Below are 17,627 nucleotides of genomic sequence, written 5' to 3'. Positions count from 1 at the left end.
TAACTGCAACGCTCACAGGAAAAAAGGAGACGGATTATTTCTGGGAAATGTTTCAAGTCGAGTTGAGTTTCGTCTGAACAGCTCGCCCCATAACTGAACCTCCCACCCTTCCACTTGGTCAGCAACGCTCGTCGATCAAGCCGAATTCTCCCCACCCGTATGCATCACAACCATACGCACCAAGCCTCCACGGCCTCCAACAGGGAGAACCCCCGCAATGTCCGAACCCAATAACCCCCAGCTCCAAGGCTCCCAGTCCGACGGCTCCGCCGCCGGCGGCTGGCCTGCCCTAAACGCCGTCAACAAACACCTGCTCCACCAGCACGTCCTGCTCAAGGGAAACCGTACCCTGCTGTCCATGAACAAGCCGGACGGCTTCGACTGCCCCAGCTGTGCCTGGCCAGACCCAAAAAAGCCGCACACCTTTGAATACTGTGAAAACGGTGCCAAGGCACTGGCGTGGGAGTCGACCACAAAACGCGTCACGCCCGAGTTCTTCGCTCAGCATACGGTCAGTGAGCTGGCCACCTGGACCGATCACGACCTGGAAGATCAGGGCCGCATCACCGAGCCGATGCGCTATGACGCTGGCAGCGACAAATACCTGCCCGTTAGTTGGGACGAGGTGTTCGCCGAGATCGGGCAAGAGCTGCGCCAGCTGAGCGACCCGTGGAAGCTGGAGTTGTACACCTCGGGGCGTACCTCGAACGAGGCGGCGTTTTTGTATCAGTTGTTTGGCCGCCTGTATGGCATGGCTAACTTTCCTGACTGTTCGAACATGTGCCACGAGACTACCAGTGTGGCGCTGCCCGAATCGATCGGCGTGGGCAAAGGCACTACGACGCTGGAGGACTTCGAGAACGCTGACGCCATTTTTATCTTCGGTCAGAACCCCGGGACCAACAGCCCGCGCATGATGTCGGAGCTGCATGCCGCCGCGCGCCGTGGCGCGAGCATCATCTCGTTCAACCCGTTGCGCGAAAAGGCGCTGGTGCGGTTTGCATCACCCCAGGATCCTCGCGATATGCTCAGTCGCAGCGGGGTCAAGATCAGTTCCCAGTACCATCAGGTCCGAATCGGCGGCGACATGATTGCCGTGCAGGGCATCTGCAAAGCGGTGATTGAAGCGGACGATGCGGCTCAGCGTGAAGGGCTGCCCCGTGTGCTGGATGTCGCCTTCATCGACGAGCACACCCATGGCCTTGAGCGGTTTGCTGATTATTGCCGACAGCTGCCGTGGGCAATCATCGAGCGTCATTCGGGCCTGACGCGCCAGGCGCTGGAGGATGTGGCGGCGGTGTACATGCGTTCGGAGCGGGTGATCTGTTGCTGGGGCATGGGCATCACTCAACACAAGCGCGGTGGCGATGCGATGCAGCAGATCATTAATCTGCTGTTGTTACGCGGCAACATCGGCAAGCTGGGCGCGGGTGCTTGCCCCATTCGCGGCCACTCCAATGTGCAGGGCGACCGCACCATGGGCATCTACGAAAAAGCCGGCGAGCCGTTCCTGGCCAGTATGAGCAAGGTGTTCGGTTTCGAGGCGTCCCGCAAAGGTGGGCATGATGTGGCCGAAGCCTGCGAAGCGCTGCTGCGCGGTGAGGTCGAAGCGTTTATTTCCATGGGCGGCAATTTCTTCCGGGCCATCCCGGATATCGACGTGGTCTGCCCGACCGTCAAACGCTTGAAAATGACCGTGCTGGTCAATACCAAACTCAATCGCAGTGCAACGGTCCACGGCCAGAAAGCGTTTCTGCTGCCGTGCATCGCCCGCTCGGAGCTGGACATGCAGAACGGTGTGGCGCAAACCGTGACGGTCGAAGACTCGATGTCGATGGTGCACGGCTCCACCGGCATGCTGGAGCCTGCGTCGAAACACCTGATCTCCGAAGTGGCGATCATCGCCGGTATGGCCAAGGCGACGCTTGCGCCCAACCCCAACGTGGATTGGGACAGCTACGTGAGCGATTACGCGCGCATTCGCGACAAGATCGAAGCCGTGCTGCCCGAGCAGTTTTATGACTTCAATCAGCGCATCAAGGAGCCCGGCGGTTTCCGCCTGCCCAACGGTGCCAGCGAGCGCAAGTGGAACACCGCGTCAGGCAAGGCCAACTTCCTGTTTCCTGCAGGGGTTTTTGACGAGGACGACACGCCACCGGGCGCGGAGCATCTGCAGTTGATGACGATCCGCAGCCATGACCAATTCAACACCACGGTGTATTCCAACGATGACCGTTACCGGGGTATCTATGGCGACCGCATGGTGGTGATGCTCAACCCGCAGGACATCGAGCGCCTGGGGCTCAAGGCCGGGGATTATGTCGAGTTCCAGACCGCCCTTGATATGACGACTCCGCGTCGTGCGCCCGGCTTCAAAGTCATCCCCTTCGACGTACCGCAAGGCTGTTGCGCCGCGTACTACCCGGAGACCAACGGCCTGCTGCCACTGGCGAATCGGGATAGCCGCAGTAACACACCGGCGGCGAAATCCATCCCGGTGAACCTGGTGCGGATGAATCCAGAGGAGACGCAAGTGGCTTTGCAACGACGCGGGTTGATTGCGGCGGCCAGTTAGGGCTCGTGGTACAGCGTTGTGATCGTTCCCACGCGTGGGAACGATCACAAACCCTCAGCTATCGCATCGGATGTTTTTCCGGTGCCGGCCAGCATGAGAGCTAGATTTTAGACTTAGGCTGCCCTGAGAAACGGGATGCAGCCTGTTCGAAACTTTGTCCTGCACGTGGATTCCATTGCACACCCGAGCGGGCTTCAATCCCAGGTTTCAGCTGCTGGTTGTCGTCATAGTCTTCATGTGGATGAAAAAACAGCGGCTGCACCGCTTCCAAGCTTCGCAGGTAGTCAGCATATGAATTCAGATATTGCTGACGTTCGTCATCGCTGAGCTGTGCCGGCATCCATGCAGCAAACGGCGGAAGAACGGTGAAACCGGTATAAGCCAAAATGCCGTTATGGATAGGCCAGAGTATGTGATGCAAGTCGCCATCAATGCCAGCAGGTGTATAAAGGCTGCTCGCGGTGCCCGTGGTCAGGCAAAGCATGGCCCTCTTGCCCTTGAGTAGGCCTGATCCATACTTGTGCCCCGATGAGTACGCGAACCCGCGACTTAACACCCGGTCTACCCAGCCTTTCAGAATGGCCGGCATCGAAAACCACCACACAGGAAACTGAAAAATCACCAGGTCAGCCCACATGACTTTCGATTGCTCGACTTTGACGTCGTCGGTGTGAGCGTTGTTTGCAAACGCATGTTCTTGCTCGCGGGGAAGATCAAGATAGTCAGGATCGGCACGATTATCGGGGAAGTCACCAGCGCCCAGCTCAGCCTTCCAATTCATCGCGTAGAGATCGCTCACCTGAACCTGGTGGCCGAGTTCGCGCAGCGTTTCAACAGCTACGTCCTTTAGGGCACCGTTGAAAGAGCGTGGTTCCGGGTGCGCCAATACGATTAACGTCTTCATAACTGCATCCTCTCTTTGCGGTTTTTCGGTATTGGATAACGTCTATCGCCCCGATTCTGTCCGACCGCTTTGCTGAGACTCACCACGAGCAGGCCGACAATAGTCAGGCTTGCGCCCAGCAGAAACCCGATGCTCGTCTGCTCTTTGAGCCACAGGTAACCCATCAATACGCCAAACAGCGGACTCATGAAGGCCAGCACTCCCAGGCGAGCCGCGAGGTAGCGACGAAGCATCCAGAACCAGATCAAGTAGCTTGCCACTGACACGATCAATGTTTGGAAAACCAGGCTGGCCATTGCACCGGTTGAAAAACTCATTGCGCTTTGGCCCGCTAGCAGGCTCAAAGGCAGCAGAAGGAGAAAGGCCCCTGCCAGTTGGTAAAACAGGGTCTGGGTTGCGGGTGCTTCACTTAGGCGACTCGTACGCACCGCTACCGTCGTAAATCCCCAGGCAGCGCCCGCGCACAAGCCCAGCAGGTCACCCAGCAGGCTGTTTGTGTTGGAGGTTTGAATGGCTGTTCCATCGCGTGGCATGAGGAAGGTGATGGCAATGCCTGCGAACGCCAGCGACATACCCAACCACTGAATCGCGCTAAGCCGTTCCTCCGGCAAGCGCAGGTGCAGACCAATGGCGGCAAATAAGGGCGCCGTATAAAGGAAAACCGCCATATGCGAAGCACTTGTCCAGCGTAACCCTTGCGCGATGAACAGAAATTCACTCGCGAACAGTACGGCCACGACCAATCCGGAGCGGCACCAGACGCCGGGTAACCACACTTCCCGCATGATCGATTTTCCGATCAGCCAGACCAAGGCTGCAGCGACTCCGGAGCGAACGGCGACCTGCATGAGCGGTGCTATGTCACCGGCAACCGCCTTGATTGCCACCTGCTGGGCGCCCCAGATGAGACACAGCAGCACCATTACCGCCGTGGCAGCCCCGTCGACTGACTTCCTCACTTATCGGCACCTTTTATCATTGATCTGGACAACAATTTATTTCTCACTCGGCTGGCCCAACAGCCGATGGCGAAATTCGATTGTGGGAAAGTACGCAAGCCGCTACAAATCATATGTTTTCGATCTATAGAAGAGAAAAACTACGCCATGAGAGCAGATACGCCCCTCAGGGCCATCGCATGCTTTGACGCGGTCATGCGCACCGGCAGCGTCAGCCTTGCTGCAAGCCAGTTGTTCGTGACGCCGGGAGCGGTAGGGCAACAGATTCGCAAGCTGGAAGGTTGGCTGGGAACGCCACTGTTCATACGCAATGTGCGCAGGCTGCAACCCACGGCGCAGGCGCTGAGCTACTGGGAGCAGGTCAAGCCGGCGCTTCGCCAGCTGGAGACAGCCAACCTGGCCGTGCGGGTTCTTAGAGACAGGCAGGTACGGCTAAGCTTGCCGCCGGCGTTCGCGAACTCCTGGTTCGCAAAGCGGATGCCATTGTTCATGGAGCGGCATCCAGAGGTGCAACTGCACTTGAGCGCATCCACCGATAACGTGGATTTCCATGACGCTACCTGCGACCTGGCGGTGCGGCATTTCGATGGATATAGCAGTGACGTGAACGCAGAACTGCTCTTGCCAGACGAGGTCAGGGTCTATTCCAGCCCGGCTTACCGCGAACGGCTCCAGTTGCATAGCCTTGATTGTTTGCCGGGAGCAACCTTGATCTATACGACGTCTCATGCTCACTGGTCTCAATGGCTATCATCGGTCGGTATGTCCCCCGATAGCTTCTCCAGCAGCCTCAAGTTCGATCAGTCTGAGCTGGCAATCGACGCGGCGCGCCGCGATCAGGGTTTAGTGCTCACCAGCCCTTGGCTGGTTGAGGAAGATGTAGAAAGAGGCCTTCTCGTACCTGTCTTTGACGCTGTACTGAAGACTGGCAAGGGCTATTATTTGGTTCAGGCCAAAGATGTGGTGCTGGGTGAGGCAGCACAGCTGTTGCGCCGATGGCTTTGCGACGTAGCGCAGCGAATTCAAAAAAAAAATAATAATTTGAAGCTCACGAAAATTAATTCCGTCCCCTTTTCGCGTTAAAAGAAAAATAGATCCATCCCGGTTTTCGATTACGTCCAATGGACTTTCGACGAAGTGAAATAGGAACATCATGGCATTCACAGCTATCTGCGTTGTTTCCCTAATTTTTTGGACTGTTGTTTCAGCAGTCACGGGAGCTGAAGAGCCTTGGGACCTGGCTAGTTATTGGGCCCTCATCTATCCCGCCGCGCTTGTTCTGTCAGTGATTCTTGGAGCAGTGCTAAAAAGCGCCCAGTGGTCCGCAGGCGCCGTCGTGATGCTTGCTCAGATCCCAGTGGTACTGGTTATTTCGGGGGCTTCGCCGTTGCTGGGTGTCGGTATCCTGTATGCGGCGGTTCTCTCAATTCCTGCGATGACGCTCTCTTGGCTCGCGGGTAAATTGCGGCAGGCTTACAGGCCATAAAGCAACAAAGGGGACGGATTTATTTCTTGGAAAAATAAATCCATCCCCTTTTCGTTATGCCAACACCTTATTACGGCATTGAAATCCCATATTCAGCGAGCTTGGCCTTGTTCTCCTGCACTACGTATTTTTTATCCACGATCTGCGAGAACTTCACGAAATCCGCCTTGGCGTAGTCCCTGTCTCCCAAATGGTCATACGCAATCCCGCGCGCATAAAAGGCCCACGCATAGTCCGGTTGGCGCTGAAGGCCCGTGCTGAAGGCTTCAGCGGCTTCTCGGTACTGACCCAGGTCTGTCAGCGCGAGGCCCAGGTGGTAGTAGGTCGGCATGTGGAAGCCGGCTCCCTTTCCGGTTTCTCCCAAATTGTTGTCCAGGTTGTATTGCACAAGTTCGAGGGCTTTTTTCGGGTTGCCAACGTCGCGATACATGGCGCTCAAATCCAGGTTGTCACGCGGATCAGGCTTGACCGCCAACTGCATGGATTTTTCCTTGGCGGCCACGGCTTCGGGAAAGTGTTTGAGGTTGCTGTGGGCGTCGGCCTGAACCGCGTAAACCGCGCTTTGCAGCGAGGCGGGCAAGGTATTTTTCTGCAGGCATAAATCACCTTCCTGCAGCACCAGAGGATAGTTTTCGGCTTTGGACGCCTTGAACTGATTCGAGCAGTGGGCAAGGTTGGCTCTTTGCGGGTTTTGCATCCCGGCACAGCCGGTGAGGATGAAGAAGCCTGTAATCAGAGCGGGCCAGCGAGCATTCATGGAAAACTTCCTTGTCAATCGAACAGGCGAGCGTTGAGGTCAGGGCGATAGACCTGCAGGAGCGGCGTGGTCACGGTGCCTTGCAGCGAGCAGAACACCGTGGTGTGTCCGGCCAGTGGCGGTGTCGCGTCGCCCGTGTCGACCATCAACACGCGGTCGACGAAGCCAAACGGCGTGGCAACGCCGGGGCCGGTCAGGCCTTCGGTGCGCCACTGACCGATCGGGTCACCGACGCGGCGAATTTCGGCGCGGGTGATGGCTTTGCCCTGGCTGACAAAGCGTGCATTGTCGACGATCAGCGGCTTGAGTTTGGCGGCGACCTCTTGCGGCGAACCGTCGACTACAAAACCCCAGAACAGAAAATTGCCCAAGCCCTTCATGGTTTGGGCCTGGTTGTAATAGCCGACCATCCGCACGCCGTTGACGACCAGGGGCGTTTCGAAATGTTGGTAAGTGCCACCTTCCTGCAGCGGGTTCAGGATGGTGGGTGCCTTGACCGAGCCGTACTGACTCAGGCGCATGGTATCTGCCGGCAGACGGGCGTCGCGCAGGCTCTCGAAAAAACGCGCGTCGCAACGAGAGAATTCGGTCAGCAGTTGTTCGGGGGTGGCGCCGGTCTGAGCCTGGGCACTGCAGGCAGCGGCGAGCAAAGCAATGCCGGAAAAAACGAAGCGGAACATGTCAAATCATCCGTGAGATAGGAACTAAGGCCGTCGGCCCATGGGTAGCGAACTTTATCAAAAACCGGCCTGCGGGAGATGGCCTGCTGCTCTTTTTGGCTGAACGCTGGCATAAAAAATGGGACGGCGAAATCGTACATCGCCGCCCTGCAAGATCGTACAAGCCCTCCCACCCCGTGCGCCACTAACCTGACCACTCTCCCACTCCCGAGCATCCGTCATGGTCCAGCGTTCCCCCATAAACCTCAGCCAAAAAGCCTCCCTCATCGACAAGCAATGGAGCCCACGCGTGGTCGCCGAAATGAACGACTACCAATTCAAAGTGGTACGCATCGAAGGCGAATTCATATGGCACTCCCACCCCGAAACCGACGAGGCATTCCTGGTACTGGAAGGCACGCTACGTATCGACCTTCCCGACGGCCCGGTCTACGTGGCGCCAGGCGAACTCTACGTGGTCCCTCGTGGCGTTGAACACCGCACGGCCGCCGAAGGCGAAGCCAAGCTGATGATGATCGAGCCACGGGGCGTCTTGAACACCGGTCATGAAGGTGGGGACCGAACCGCCTTGAATGATCAGTGGATCTGAAGACTGTATTTGGCCCGGGGCATGATCATCATCGGTGCCCCCGCAATGAAACCCTCCCATCCGGTCACGATCGGCTGTGGGTCTCGCGCCTTCAGTTCCAAGTGACCAAGCTTTGCCTGGCGCCCAGAAATCTGTCGCTTTCACCTGATGCCCTCACTCAGGATTGGCGTCAGGCACCCACAACGTGCACGACGTTGCGGCCTGGGCGATCAGCCAATCATGATCACGCTTCGCGAAGGGCCGTGGCATCCCGGCAGATACCCGAAGCGCCATTCTGTGGGCGCCCCTGACTTCGTTTTCACTCGGCGTCGCCTCCCCCAGTTTTGTGTTGTTCTTGAGCCCGCCAATGGCGCCATGCAGCGCGAGCTCCTGCTTGAAGGTGTCAGCACTTTCCTCAATGACAGAGACGGCGATAAAGGCGGCATTCGAGCAGCGATCCATCTTTTCCCACTGCTTCGACTGCGCTTCTGTTCCGAAGACGGTCGCCGATGACAACAAGACCATAAAGCCGATTAAACAACGCATCGTTTGCCTCCTTTCAAATAATCGCCGCTGTAATACCTCATCAATAGCTGACAAACAACATGAACGAGGCTACGGAGGTGATCAACGCAATAGGTACCTTGTTCAAGTGAGTCAATGCCCTGCGAGAAAGGCCTTCGAAAGAAACCATGCACGGCGGCCTCGATGTGGCCTGCATGACGACCTTCGGCAATGTTACTGAGGGTGACATTTTGATGGTAGAACAGCTCGTGGTTGCTTCGCTGCGCATGCTTCCCATGCGCCTGGGCGGTATCGAGGAGATAGCGAAGGTGATAGCCATCGGCTGCGGTAAGGGACCCTAGGAAAACTCACTTGAAGGGCAATGGTGGTGCTGAAGGAAGATGGGCTCAGGTGCGTAGTCGTTAACTTCGGGAGTTTGCTGTGCAGATGCTAGCAACTTGAGGTTGAACGACCGCGTAGGATCGATTGGAACCTTTCGCGACAGCCAGAAATCGTCCAACTGCGGACAGTGACCGAATCGTTGCGAACAACCCATCAACTGCTCAAGGTCGCGCGCTCGCTGGCGGAACTTGAACAAGCCGACGGGATCAGACGCGAAAACATGGCCGAGGGGCTGCAATATTGGCCGACACTGCTCCAGCCCGTGTCACCCCTTGGTAAGATCAACCAACGGCGTCTGCCGCACCTCAGTCTCCCGCCCATCCTGAATCTCGCTCACCTGCTTCAAGGCTTTATCCACCGCCGCCTTATCCGCCAACAAGCTATAGCTGATGCGGAACTGCTTGTGTTCCTTGGGCCCAATTGTCGGCACCAGATTCAGTGGCCGCTGATAACGGCGGTTGTAGGAAAAACTTGTCCCCGGCTCCAGCCCCGTGACATACCCCTGACCTTGGGTATCGGTATTTTTCCACAGGGAAAACACGGGCAGTGTCTGGGTATTGAAGCCGACCGAAACGCCCAGGCTGCCGGCCTTGTCATGCAACACGGTCAACGTATCGCCATTGGCATCGGCATACGGCACCACGTTGTATACCGTTTCGTCGTAGTCCTTGGTCGGTGCGCGGTAGGTTTGCCAGTCGGGCAGATCGTCCTTGGCTTTGTCGTTGAACGGCGACACCTGTTTCACTGGCGCGGCGAAACGAGCGCCCTGCTCCAGGAACGGGGTGCTGAAGTTGCTGTGGTACAGCGCCTGGTATTCCTTCGGATAGTCGCCGTTGTTGGTCAGGGTGTCGTTGAGGGCGAACACGACGCTGCCGGGTTCGGTGACCAGTTCGGTCGCGACCGAGAAGTCGACCTTCTTGAACGCCTGCTCTTTCAGCTCGCCGCGCAGGGTGATGGCGTACGGTGGTTTTTCATCGATATGCAGCGTGACTTTGTTCGCAGGAATGTTGGCGGCCCGACCGTGCAGGGTCAGCAGTTCGCCGTTGTCGACGCCGGGGTGGCCGACCCATTCGTATCCGCAGCGGGTGACCAGCTCATTGAAACCTTCCAACCAGCCCAGGCCACCGCGGCCATTGAGTTCGATGAAAGATGGATTGACCACTTCCTTGACCGGCGAATCCCAGCCCATGCGCACATTGCCAACCGAGGCCTGCAAGACGTTCATTCCGCGAGTCGGCACTATCGAGAGCTTCATCGTGCCGTTATCAATGTCGACGATGCTGACGCCCTCCTGCCGACCGCCGTGCAAGGTGCGCAAGGTAACGCTGAAGGGTTTGGCGGTTTTTATTCCGAGTTGCGCACTGGTGACCTGCCAGCTCTGGGCGGCTTTGTCAGTGTCGAGCAGAACGTAATCCCAGGCCATGGCGTGGGAGGCAGCGGACAGTGCACTGAGGGCAACAAAGAGTTTGAGCGGGGTCATGGCGGCAGCCTATCTTGGAGTTGTGCCATTTTTATAAACGTGATGAAACGTTTCAGCAAGCTAAAAAATCCACACGGCAATTACGCTGATACCCGATTTCTGCCTTCTGCAGACCGGCTAAATCGCTAGTTAGGAGCCATTTGGTGTGGAATGTAAGAATTTACCGCCTTTAGCTTCAACTGCCGAGCGAACTGCCGCGGCGTCTGATTTCGAGCCGATAAATGCAAGTTGCAACTTAGGAAGCATGCTTGACGTGTTACTTAAAGCTGCAATAGCTGAGTTGGCTGCAAAAGAACTATCTGTTCCTGAGATGGCGACACGAACATCAGCTTTGCCTGCAGGGGCGATTATTTGATGGATGCTTGAAACAATTGGAGAGTCTAAACCTGCACTTCCGATAAGAGCGGATGCCATAGCTCCAGAAATGCCGTTATTCGCTGCGGGAACCCAAACTAAATTGAATTTTTGTTGTTCAAATAAAATTGCCGCAGATTGTGCGGCTTGCTGTGGCGATTGGCTCCCCGTTGTAGCGCATCCTGCTAATGCAAATAACAAAATTGTGTATGTCGTGATAAGTTTCATAATTGCTCCTGGATATTGATTGGGCGACGTTTCTGTCGCAGCATCGCTGGGGGAAGCAAAGCTCAGGGTTTGAACCCCATTCGGCGGCGAACTCTTCCACTCGACTTCTGAGTTTTTCGTTCTAGTAGGTAAAGGCCAGCTCGGCGCCCTCACGACGCATAGCCGACGCAATACCCGAGGCTATTGATAGTTTACTGGCCACGCCCACGATCAGAACGCGCTTGCCTGTGAGAAACCCCATGTGTAGCTCCTTGATGTCTAACAATCCAATACATAAGCCTCAAACAAGTCGAAACCCGACCGCCCATGCCTAGCGGTCGGTAAGCTTATGTCAACAGGGCAATCAGCGCGCACACCAGCGTGATCGCCAGCGCCGGCCATTGCATGGGCATGAAAAAGAAGTGATGGCGCACACCGTCGGCGTGAACCTTTCGATTCAACACAAAGCCCAGCACAACGTTGATCGCCGACCCCATACCGAACCCCATCAATACTTGCATGAGCGAGGTATTGCCGGGCTTGACGCTCGGATCCGGCCACAGCCACATCAACAGCAGCACTATCGCCACGGGTGTAAACAAGGTGAGCCAGCCTGCACCGCGATAGATCATCGTTCAGTCCTCATTCTTAACAACTGCCGGCTCACGCCAGCTCGCGGGTTTGTTCTTCGGCCGCAAATACGGCATCAAGGGTGTTGAGGAACAGGTCGTGACTCAGGATGCCGGTGGCGATGGTCGACAACACAGCCTTGCCGCTCTCGTCCTTGATCACCACTTTTTCGGTCCAGGCATTGAGGTCGACGGTGCGCAACGAAGCCATCGGCACGGTGCGGCCCTGGTATTCCAGGAACGTACGGCTGACTACAATCGGCGAGGTGGTGATCTTCAGAAAATTGCCGCTCATGCGCTTGCCCCAGACCTGCCCCGAGCTGATGCAATTGAACGTCACCGCCCCACCCGTTTCCAGCGTCGCGATCACCGCCGGCATGCGCGCGCGTACATGCAGCTCGCGCACCAACTGCTGGAATTCGTAAAAGCCCTTGAGGGTTTCAATCACTCGGTGAAACGGCTCCGACGCGTTACGACGATAGGCCAGGTTGGTGATCATGCCGGTCATCACGGTTTGCCCAGAGCCGAACAGGTACAGGTCGTCGATATCGGCAAAGGCGGTGTAGTCGCGCTGGTCGTTGATGAAGCGTTCGATGCCGTGCTCATACACGTTGTAACGCGGCGCGCGGAGTTTTTTGTGCCAGGCATAGCCCGCAAACACGCCCAACGCGAGAACGGTGAGCAAGGCGCTGATAGAGTAGGTCAGCGTCTGTGGGCTGCTGAAAGTGAACGCGGTGCCACGGGATAGCTGGACGACAATGGGGCCATTATTGGTCGCGGGTATCACAGTTTCCAGATACAGCACAAACACCGCGAGCCCCAGCAGCGCAACGCCAAATATCAAACTGAAGATCAGGAAACCCTTGCCGTGGCGAAAACTGGCGATCAGTTCGCCGGCGGCGGATGGCGCTTGGGTGGGAGATGGTTGCATGAGAGCTGCGTCCTTGTAGTGGGTTAGGCCTCGCACCCTATCCTTCTGGTGGCTGGGAGCGCTGGCACGGCGAGTTCGAACATGGCTAATTAATATCGTTCCTTGTGCGAGCGACTTTAGAATGCGAAAGCCAAACAGTTCACAACATTGGGGTCTTTTTTTTCAGATGTAGAACGGTGATCATCGCCCTCCCCCAAAAGCCCCAGGAATCAAAAGCATGGAATTGACGCTGGAAGCGGTTACGCTCTTTGCACTGAAATTGGCGCACGAGACGGACGGCGGCAGCCCGGTTTTGCGGGATGATCTGGTGATGCAAGCGTATGACCGCGAGGTGTTTGGGTTGTTGGTGCGGCAGGGGGATTTGGCGGGGATCCGGTTGAAGCTCGATGAGTGCCTGACGCTGGCACTCGAATCACTGGGCGGCGCAACGACCGTGATGGGGCGCGAGCTGCAACGGCTCGCGCTGCACGTGCGCCAGGCGCCGACACTGGAAGCCCTCAATGCCCCGCTCGACGCACTCAAGGATTACCTGAAAGCCATCCTGTAACCCACGGTTACCGCCGCCCTTCCACCGCCATCCGCGCCGCCAGCCCCATCAGCACCGAGCCCATCAGCCAGCGCTGCACCACCTGCCACCCCGGCCGGGTGACGAAAAACACGGCGATGGACCCCGCCAGAGTGGCGATCACCGCATTGACGCTGACGCTGATGAATATCTGCGTAAAGCCCAGCACCAGGGATTGCATCAGCACACTGCCCTGGCCGTTCGGGTCGATGAACTGGGGCAGCAACGACAAATACATCACCGCTACCTTGGGGTTCAGCAGGTTGGTCACCAGGCCCATGGTGAACAGTTTGCGCGGGCTGTCCTGGGGCAGACGCTGCACCTGGAACGGCGAACGGCCGCCCGGCCTGACCACCTGCCAGGCCAGATAGGCCAGGTACAGCGCCCCGCCAAACCGCAGCGCGTCATAGGCGAAGGGCACCGCCATCACCAACGCGGTAATCCCCAAGGCCGCGCACAGCATGTAAACCAGAAAGCCCAACGCCACGCCGCCCAGGGAGATAAACCCGGCGGTGCGCCCCTGGCAGATCGACCGCGAAATGAGGTAAATCATGTTCGGGCCGGGCGTCAGCACCATGCCGAGGGATATCAGCGCATAGGCAAGCCAGCTGGAGAGGTCAGGCATGGTCGGGCTCCGTGAGGGTTGTTCTGTCGACGCGAAACATCTGGTCAACGTTGTAGAGTAGGAAGCCATGGTAGGGCGTTCAAAATGTGCGCGTCAGATACAGATCCGTGATCAAAACGTCATACACCGACCGCACCACTCACCCAAGGGCAGGCACATGATCGACTTCAACAACAAGGGTTTCTTCAAACTCAAACAAAACAACGAGTACGCCGAACGCGTGGCGTCATTACTGCTGGATGACGAGGAAGTGGTCGACGCGTACAAGGCCATGCGCGATGGCGTGGTGTTCACCACCAAGCGCATCATCGCGGTGAACGTGCAGGGGATTACCGGCAGCAAGAAGGACTTCACGTCGCTGCCGTACAAGAACATTGTGGCGTATTCGGTGGAAACGTCGGGGACGTTTGATCTGGATTCGGAGTTGGAGATTTACTTTTCGTCGTTGGGGAAGGTGAAGTTTGAATTTACCGGGAAGACTTCGATTGTCGAGATTTCACGGTTGATTTCAAAGCACCTGCTCACTTGATCAGCGGATAAAAAAGACCTCAGCGTCCCGAGGTCTTTTTACTGCCCACACGATTTGAACGGATGTACCTCGATCAAAATGTGGGAGCTGGCTTGCCTGCGAAGACGCCAGCCGCCACACCCTCAAACCACCCGCCTACACACCAGCCGCCTCACCCTCTTCAGCCAGCCCGTTGGGCAACATTCCATTCGCCAAATCATCCACCACCGCCTTCGCCATTTCCCCCAGATAATGCGCCGCCCAGGCAAACCGATCCGCGCCCGTGTCCATGGCTGCATCCAACGCCAGCAGTTTGGAACAATGCAGCAACTCGGAGGCGTGATGCAGGGCATCGCGAAAGGGCACGCCGGAATTGACGCGAAATAGACGGTGGAGGTTGGGCTGTTTGCCGCAGGTGGAAAAGGTGATGACACCGAGGGTTTTGTTGAGGGGTGGGTTGATCATAGGGCACCTCCGACTTGAGCCGGAGTGTGGGTTGCGGTGTTGCGAGGGTACGACCTTTCAGAAACGCTCATTGGTATAGCTCCCATTTTTTCAAAGAGAGCTGCCTCATTCGTTTCCAGGCGAATGGTGGCAGCTGCGCGCAGGCTGGAAACCGGGGGTAATAGGCAAACCCGGCAGACTCAAGAGTCTCCCACGCACAGCCGCCATAGCACGCATATGCTGGCACAAAAAGGCGCCAGCAGTCGTGATAAATGGTGGCGCCTGTGCGCCTATACCCACGGGTTTCCAGGCCCGGTCGTCGTGAAGTGACGACGGCCACAACGTAATCCCAAAGATTCGGTCATGAAAGGGAGCTTTTGTATGTACAGATTTCCGCTGCAGTGAAAGGCGAACACCTCATTCGTCATACCCCAATCCCAACTACTGAGATCCTGTTTACTTTTCCCACACTCACGGTCGAACAATGCCAATTCCAGCCCCCTGATCGCCCCCCGTAGGCTCACTTCCTCGCACAAGGAAGTGAGCCGGTCATGTCAGAACGCTTTTACCCCCTTACCGAAGAAGAACAACGCAGGCAACGAATCCTGACGCCGCAACCATCGCGCGTGCCCTATTCGCCGGCGATTGATTTATTCGAGCCCTCCCCTGCCCCAGCCCCCACGCCAGCCAAACCTCACGGCTGCGTGTTCATCAAGCCCTGCCAACTGCCGGACGGCTTCACCCGCTATGCAGACCCCACCGGTTATGTCCCGCTGGAGCTGGTCAAGGAGTACGCCCATTTCAGCCTGTTGGGTGGGCGCGAGGTGGACGGTAAGGGCGCGGTGGCGCTGCGCAAGATCGGCGGCAACGCATTGCCCGCTGGCTTGGGGCAGTTGGCGTTGCGTTCGGCGATGTGGGAGTCGGCGGCGGCTGCCGTCGGGTCTGTCGCCGGTGGCCTGTTGACCGGTTTGGTGGCGCTGGCCTGGCCGTCTGAGTTGGGTGACAGCGCGCTCTACAGCGAGGAGCAGCTACGCTCGATGGCGCGGGCGCGGTCACAGATGCGTTTACATATCGAGCAACGCGAGGACGGTACGCTCAAGGGGTATGGGTTTTACACCGGCGATCATCCGAGCTGGCAGATGATCGATGTGGTGCAGTTCCAAGCCCGCGACGATCAGTTTGTCGCGGATTTGGGCGAGGGTGTCGAGCTGATCTGGACGCCTGCGGTTGATCCGGACGACACGCTGGGTATTCCGGCATTGGAGGCAGCACCGCAAGCGCCGGTCATCTGGATTTACCCGCCGACGGAGAAAGCCGCGCAGATTCTGGTGAACCCGGTTTATCCGCCGGAGTATCGGGATTTTATTCTGGTGTTCCCGGTGGAGTCGGGGGTTCGGCCGTTGTATCTGGTTGTGAGTGTTAAGGCGGGGGATCACAAGTACCACAAGGCTCCGAATACTGAACAAATTACCGGCTTTGAAAATCTGAAAAAAGCAAAACCCATGACTCCCAAACAGGGAAGTGCAGGCCTGAGAGAGCGCTGGATTGATGACAAGGGTCGAAGGATCTATGAATGGGACTCCCAACACGGCGAGCTGGAAATTTATCTAGCAAGTGATGGAAGCCATATAGGCGCGTTCAACCATCTAACCGGCGAGCAGCTAAAAGGGGCGAAAAAGAAACGAAACATCAAAAAGTATCTGTGAGGACTACATGGGACTTAAAGTGAGATTGGAATGGTTCGACAGAACCACAGAGTGGCTAAGCGGAGCGGAGGATTCAGCGGACTTAGGAGACGATTACTCCGTAATTTCTGAGCTCGGATTGTCGGTAGACGAAGACGTCAATAATGGCATGTTTGAACTGCGGCGAGAGTGGCTATCGCAGGTACAGATGTACTTCTCTCATGAGATCGCTCTTTCAGAAAGCGACTACTTCATCGCGTTTGATTACGAGGAGGCACGCAAGTAATACAAGCTAAGAGAATCCATGGGCGCATTTTTCCCTGTACCGCCGAACGTCGAGGACCGGCTGATCCAAAACGCCCAATTTACAGATAAAAAGGAACGCGACAAATGGTGATGAAAATCAGATTGCGGTGGTACGAGAAACAAAGCAATGACTTGAAGGCAGATGAGTATTCAGCGGATATCGAGGACCCATACAGTGTTTTTGAAGCGTTGGGTTTAGGCGGGGAAACCGCGATATATGCCGATGTATTCGACATGTTGCCTGACTGGACAACGATTATTCAGCCGTATTTCCAACACATGATTGAACCCGCACACCTCGACTACCAGATTTCCTTCTGTCACCAAGGCGCGTGGCCACCTCCTTCAAAGCAACCTAAGACGGGGATCTGATGCAATTGTACTCACAGGCTTTACCGTGCGAACGGTGGGCAACACCCACCGTTCAATCAACTGCGCTCACCCCTCCTTCTCTCCTTCAACCAACACCCGATTCGCCGGATCCGTAATATCAAACACCTGCTGCGCACACGCCGAATTAGTGCCTTTGAACTGAAACTCCACCAGATACACCTTCGCCTTCTGCGGGCTGAAGCTACTCACCAACGGCCCGCACCGGTAGTAAGCGCCATTGCCAATACTGCCCGCCGAGCCGGATACAGTGAGTTTCTTGCCCGGATCCGCCTGGATCTCCAACTGCGGAAAACGCTTCAAGGTCGCGCTGGCAACTGTCTGGTTCAGCTTGGCGATCCAGTTGAAAATGCGGCCTTCACCGGTGTCCACCACGGTGCCGAGGGTTTCCATGCGCTGGTCGGGGTCGCCCTGGCGCAGGATGGCGAATTCGACGGGGTTGGTGCCGCCGTAGGCCTTCATGATGACTTTGGTATGTTCGGCATCCACGGCCACGGTTTTCTGACGCAACTGTATGCCGTCCTTGAACAGGCTGGGCGATGAGTCACGTTGGTTGGATTGACACGCGCACAGCGCCAGGGTGATGAGGGATAGCAGCGCGATTCGCTTCACAGGGAATGTCCTTATCGGTGTGAGGGGCTGATGACCTGACTTGCGATTAAACAGGG

General features: G+C 56.8%; 22 protein-coding genes and 2 pseudogenes. 11 read left to right on the top strand and 13 right to left on the bottom strand.

Features of this window, described 5'->3' with window-relative positions; genetic code table 11:
- Nucleotides 1-217: 217 nt before the first annotated feature.
- Nucleotides 218-2,575: an FdhF/YdeP family oxidoreductase gene (locus H0Z09_RS14990; protein WP_186691259.1), complete on the top strand. Its 2,358-nt coding sequence runs from the start codon at nucleotides 218-220 to the stop codon at nucleotides 2,573-2,575.
- Nucleotides 2,576-2,675: 100 nt separating this feature from the next.
- Here H0Z09_RS14990 and H0Z09_RS14985 read toward each other — a convergent pair whose 3' ends face one another.
- Entirely contained in the window at nucleotides 2,676-3,479 is an 804-nt protein-coding gene (locus tag H0Z09_RS14985) for an NAD(P)H-dependent oxidoreductase (protein WP_186691258.1), read from the bottom strand.
- A complete protein-coding gene (locus tag H0Z09_RS14980) occupies nucleotides 3,476-4,402 on the bottom strand; it encodes a DMT family transporter (protein WP_189672181.1) in 927 nt (308 codons plus the stop codon). Before H0Z09_RS14980 ends, H0Z09_RS14985 begins: the two co-directional genes overlap by 4 nt.
- Nucleotides 4,403-4,504: 102 nt before the next feature.
- Between H0Z09_RS14980 and H0Z09_RS14975 the strand changes: the two genes are divergently transcribed.
- Together H0Z09_RS14975 and H0Z09_RS14970 are read left to right on the top strand one after the other, a co-directional pair.
- Nucleotides 4,505-5,521, top strand: coding sequence for a LysR substrate-binding domain-containing protein (locus tag H0Z09_RS14975; protein WP_189672172.1), 1,017 nt, complete (start codon nucleotides 4,505-4,507; stop codon nucleotides 5,519-5,521).
- Between the two features lie 70 nt (nucleotides 5,522-5,591).
- Nucleotides 5,592-5,924, top strand: coding sequence for a hypothetical protein (locus H0Z09_RS14970; protein ID WP_186691256.1), 333 nt, complete (start codon nucleotides 5,592-5,594; stop codon nucleotides 5,922-5,924).
- A gap of 70 nt (nucleotides 5,925-5,994) precedes the next feature.
- Here the strand turns inward: H0Z09_RS14970 and H0Z09_RS14965 are convergent, their stop codons facing one another.
- Both H0Z09_RS14965 and H0Z09_RS14960 read right to left on the bottom strand, forming a co-directional pair.
- The gene (locus tag H0Z09_RS14965; RefSeq protein WP_186691255.1) at nucleotides 5,995-6,681 is read right to left on the bottom strand and encodes a tetratricopeptide repeat protein; all 687 of its coding nucleotides are present in this window, start codon (nucleotides 6,679-6,681) and stop codon (nucleotides 5,995-5,997) included.
- 14 nt (nucleotides 6,682-6,695) lie between these two features.
- Nucleotides 6,696-7,361: a hypothetical protein gene (locus tag H0Z09_RS14960; RefSeq protein WP_186691254.1), complete on the bottom strand. Its 666-nt coding sequence runs from the start codon at nucleotides 7,359-7,361 to the stop codon at nucleotides 6,696-6,698.
- Nucleotides 7,362-7,581: 220 nt separating this feature from the next.
- On the opposite strand from H0Z09_RS14960, the gene H0Z09_RS14955 reads away from it, so the two are divergent.
- Complete coding sequence (locus H0Z09_RS14955) at nucleotides 7,582-7,950, top strand: cupin domain-containing protein (RefSeq protein WP_186691253.1); 369 nt, start codon at nucleotides 7,582-7,584, stop codon at nucleotides 7,948-7,950.
- 153 nt (nucleotides 7,951-8,103) lie between these two features.
- Here H0Z09_RS14955 and H0Z09_RS14950 read toward each other — a convergent pair whose 3' ends face one another.
- Nucleotides 8,104-8,475 (bottom strand): hypothetical protein, encoded by a 372-nt coding sequence (locus H0Z09_RS14950; protein ID WP_238340250.1) that lies wholly within the window; start codon nucleotides 8,473-8,475, stop codon nucleotides 8,104-8,106.
- 146 nt (nucleotides 8,476-8,621) lie between these two features.
- Here H0Z09_RS14950 and H0Z09_RS14945 point away from each other — a divergent pair, with 146 nt between their 5' ends.
- Nucleotides 8,622-8,795 (top strand): hypothetical protein, encoded by a 174-nt coding sequence (locus H0Z09_RS14945; protein ID WP_186691252.1) that lies wholly within the window; start codon nucleotides 8,622-8,624, stop codon nucleotides 8,793-8,795.
- A gap of 176 nt (nucleotides 8,796-8,971) precedes the next feature.
- Nucleotides 8,972-9,091, top strand: a pseudogene (locus tag H0Z09_RS27555) (hypothetical protein); the annotation flags it as partial.
- A gap of 9 nt (nucleotides 9,092-9,100) precedes the next feature.
- On the opposite strand, the gene H0Z09_RS14940 reads toward H0Z09_RS27555, so the two are convergent.
- From H0Z09_RS14940 to H0Z09_RS14920, 5 genes and pseudogenes are all read right to left on the bottom strand, one after another.
- Complete coding sequence (locus tag H0Z09_RS14940; protein ID WP_186691251.1) at nucleotides 9,101-10,315, bottom strand: aldose 1-epimerase family protein; 1,215 nt, start codon at nucleotides 10,313-10,315, stop codon at nucleotides 9,101-9,103.
- Between the two features lie 129 nt (nucleotides 10,316-10,444).
- Nucleotides 10,445-10,897: a hypothetical protein gene (locus H0Z09_RS14935; protein ID WP_186691250.1), complete on the bottom strand. Its 453-nt coding sequence runs from the start codon at nucleotides 10,895-10,897 to the stop codon at nucleotides 10,445-10,447.
- A gap of 49 nt (nucleotides 10,898-10,946) precedes the next feature.
- Nucleotides 10,947-11,138 (bottom strand): annotated as a pseudogene (locus H0Z09_RS14930) (SDR family oxidoreductase); the annotation flags it as partial.
- Between the two features lie 85 nt (nucleotides 11,139-11,223).
- A complete protein-coding gene (locus H0Z09_RS14925; protein WP_186691249.1) occupies nucleotides 11,224-11,508 on the bottom strand; it encodes a hypothetical protein in 285 nt (94 codons plus the stop codon).
- 31 nt (nucleotides 11,509-11,539) lie between these two features.
- Nucleotides 11,540-12,436 carry a hypothetical protein gene (locus H0Z09_RS14920; protein ID WP_186691248.1) on the bottom strand — a complete coding sequence of 299 codons (897 nt, stop codon included), beginning with the start codon at nucleotides 12,434-12,436 and terminating at the stop codon, nucleotides 11,540-11,542.
- A 217-nt stretch (nucleotides 12,437-12,653) separates the two neighbouring features.
- On the opposite strand from H0Z09_RS14920, the gene H0Z09_RS14915 reads away from it, so the two are divergent.
- Complete coding sequence (locus H0Z09_RS14915) at nucleotides 12,654-12,983, top strand: hypothetical protein (protein WP_076949899.1); 330 nt, start codon at nucleotides 12,654-12,656, stop codon at nucleotides 12,981-12,983.
- Nucleotides 12,984-12,990: 7 nt separating this feature from the next.
- On the opposite strand, the gene H0Z09_RS14910 is transcribed toward H0Z09_RS14915, so the two are convergent.
- Nucleotides 12,991-13,626 carry a LysE family translocator gene (locus H0Z09_RS14910; protein WP_186691247.1) on the bottom strand — a complete coding sequence of 212 codons (636 nt, stop codon included), beginning with the start codon at nucleotides 13,624-13,626 and terminating at the stop codon, nucleotides 12,991-12,993.
- A 157-nt stretch (nucleotides 13,627-13,783) separates the two neighbouring features.
- Here H0Z09_RS14910 and H0Z09_RS14905 point away from each other — a divergent pair, with 157 nt between their 5' ends.
- A complete protein-coding gene (locus H0Z09_RS14905) occupies nucleotides 13,784-14,155 on the top strand; it encodes a PH domain-containing protein (RefSeq protein ID WP_076949901.1) in 372 nt (123 codons plus the stop codon).
- 135 nt (nucleotides 14,156-14,290) lie between these two features.
- On the opposite strand, the gene H0Z09_RS14900 is transcribed toward H0Z09_RS14905, so the two are convergent.
- Nucleotides 14,291-14,599, bottom strand: coding sequence for a DUF3077 domain-containing protein (locus H0Z09_RS14900; protein WP_186691246.1), 309 nt, complete (start codon nucleotides 14,597-14,599; stop codon nucleotides 14,291-14,293).
- Nucleotides 14,600-15,129: 530 nt separating this feature from the next.
- Here H0Z09_RS14900 and H0Z09_RS14895 point away from each other — a divergent pair.
- The 3 genes from H0Z09_RS14895 (at nucleotide 15,130) to H0Z09_RS14885 (ending at nucleotide 16,941) form a co-directional block, all read left to right on the top strand.
- Entirely contained in the window at nucleotides 15,130-16,284 is a 1,155-nt protein-coding gene (locus H0Z09_RS14895; protein WP_186691245.1) for an S-type pyocin domain-containing protein, read from the top strand.
- 7 nt (nucleotides 16,285-16,291) lie between these two features.
- Nucleotides 16,292-16,549, top strand: coding sequence for a colicin E3-like toxin immunity protein (locus tag H0Z09_RS14890; RefSeq protein ID WP_186691244.1), 258 nt, complete (start codon nucleotides 16,292-16,294; stop codon nucleotides 16,547-16,549).
- Between the two features lie 104 nt (nucleotides 16,550-16,653).
- Nucleotides 16,654-16,941 (top strand): colicin E3-like toxin immunity protein, encoded by a 288-nt coding sequence (locus H0Z09_RS14885; protein WP_186691243.1) that lies wholly within the window; start codon nucleotides 16,654-16,656, stop codon nucleotides 16,939-16,941.
- Between the two features lie 66 nt (nucleotides 16,942-17,007).
- Here H0Z09_RS14885 and H0Z09_RS14880 read toward each other — a convergent pair whose 3' ends face one another.
- Nucleotides 17,008-17,571 carry a hypothetical protein gene (locus H0Z09_RS14880; RefSeq protein WP_186691242.1) on the bottom strand — a complete coding sequence of 188 codons (564 nt, stop codon included), beginning with the start codon at nucleotides 17,569-17,571 and terminating at the stop codon, nucleotides 17,008-17,010.
- Between the last annotated feature and the right edge of the window lie 56 nt (nucleotides 17,572-17,627).

The organism is Pseudomonas sp. SWRI18 (assembly GCF_014268345.1).
GTDB classification, from domain to species: Bacteria; Pseudomonadota; Gammaproteobacteria; order Pseudomonadales; family Pseudomonadaceae; genus Aquipseudomonas; species Aquipseudomonas cedrina.
The sequence above is the reverse complement of the archived record's forward strand: the minus strand, read 5'-3'. Positions and strand labels throughout refer to the sequence as shown.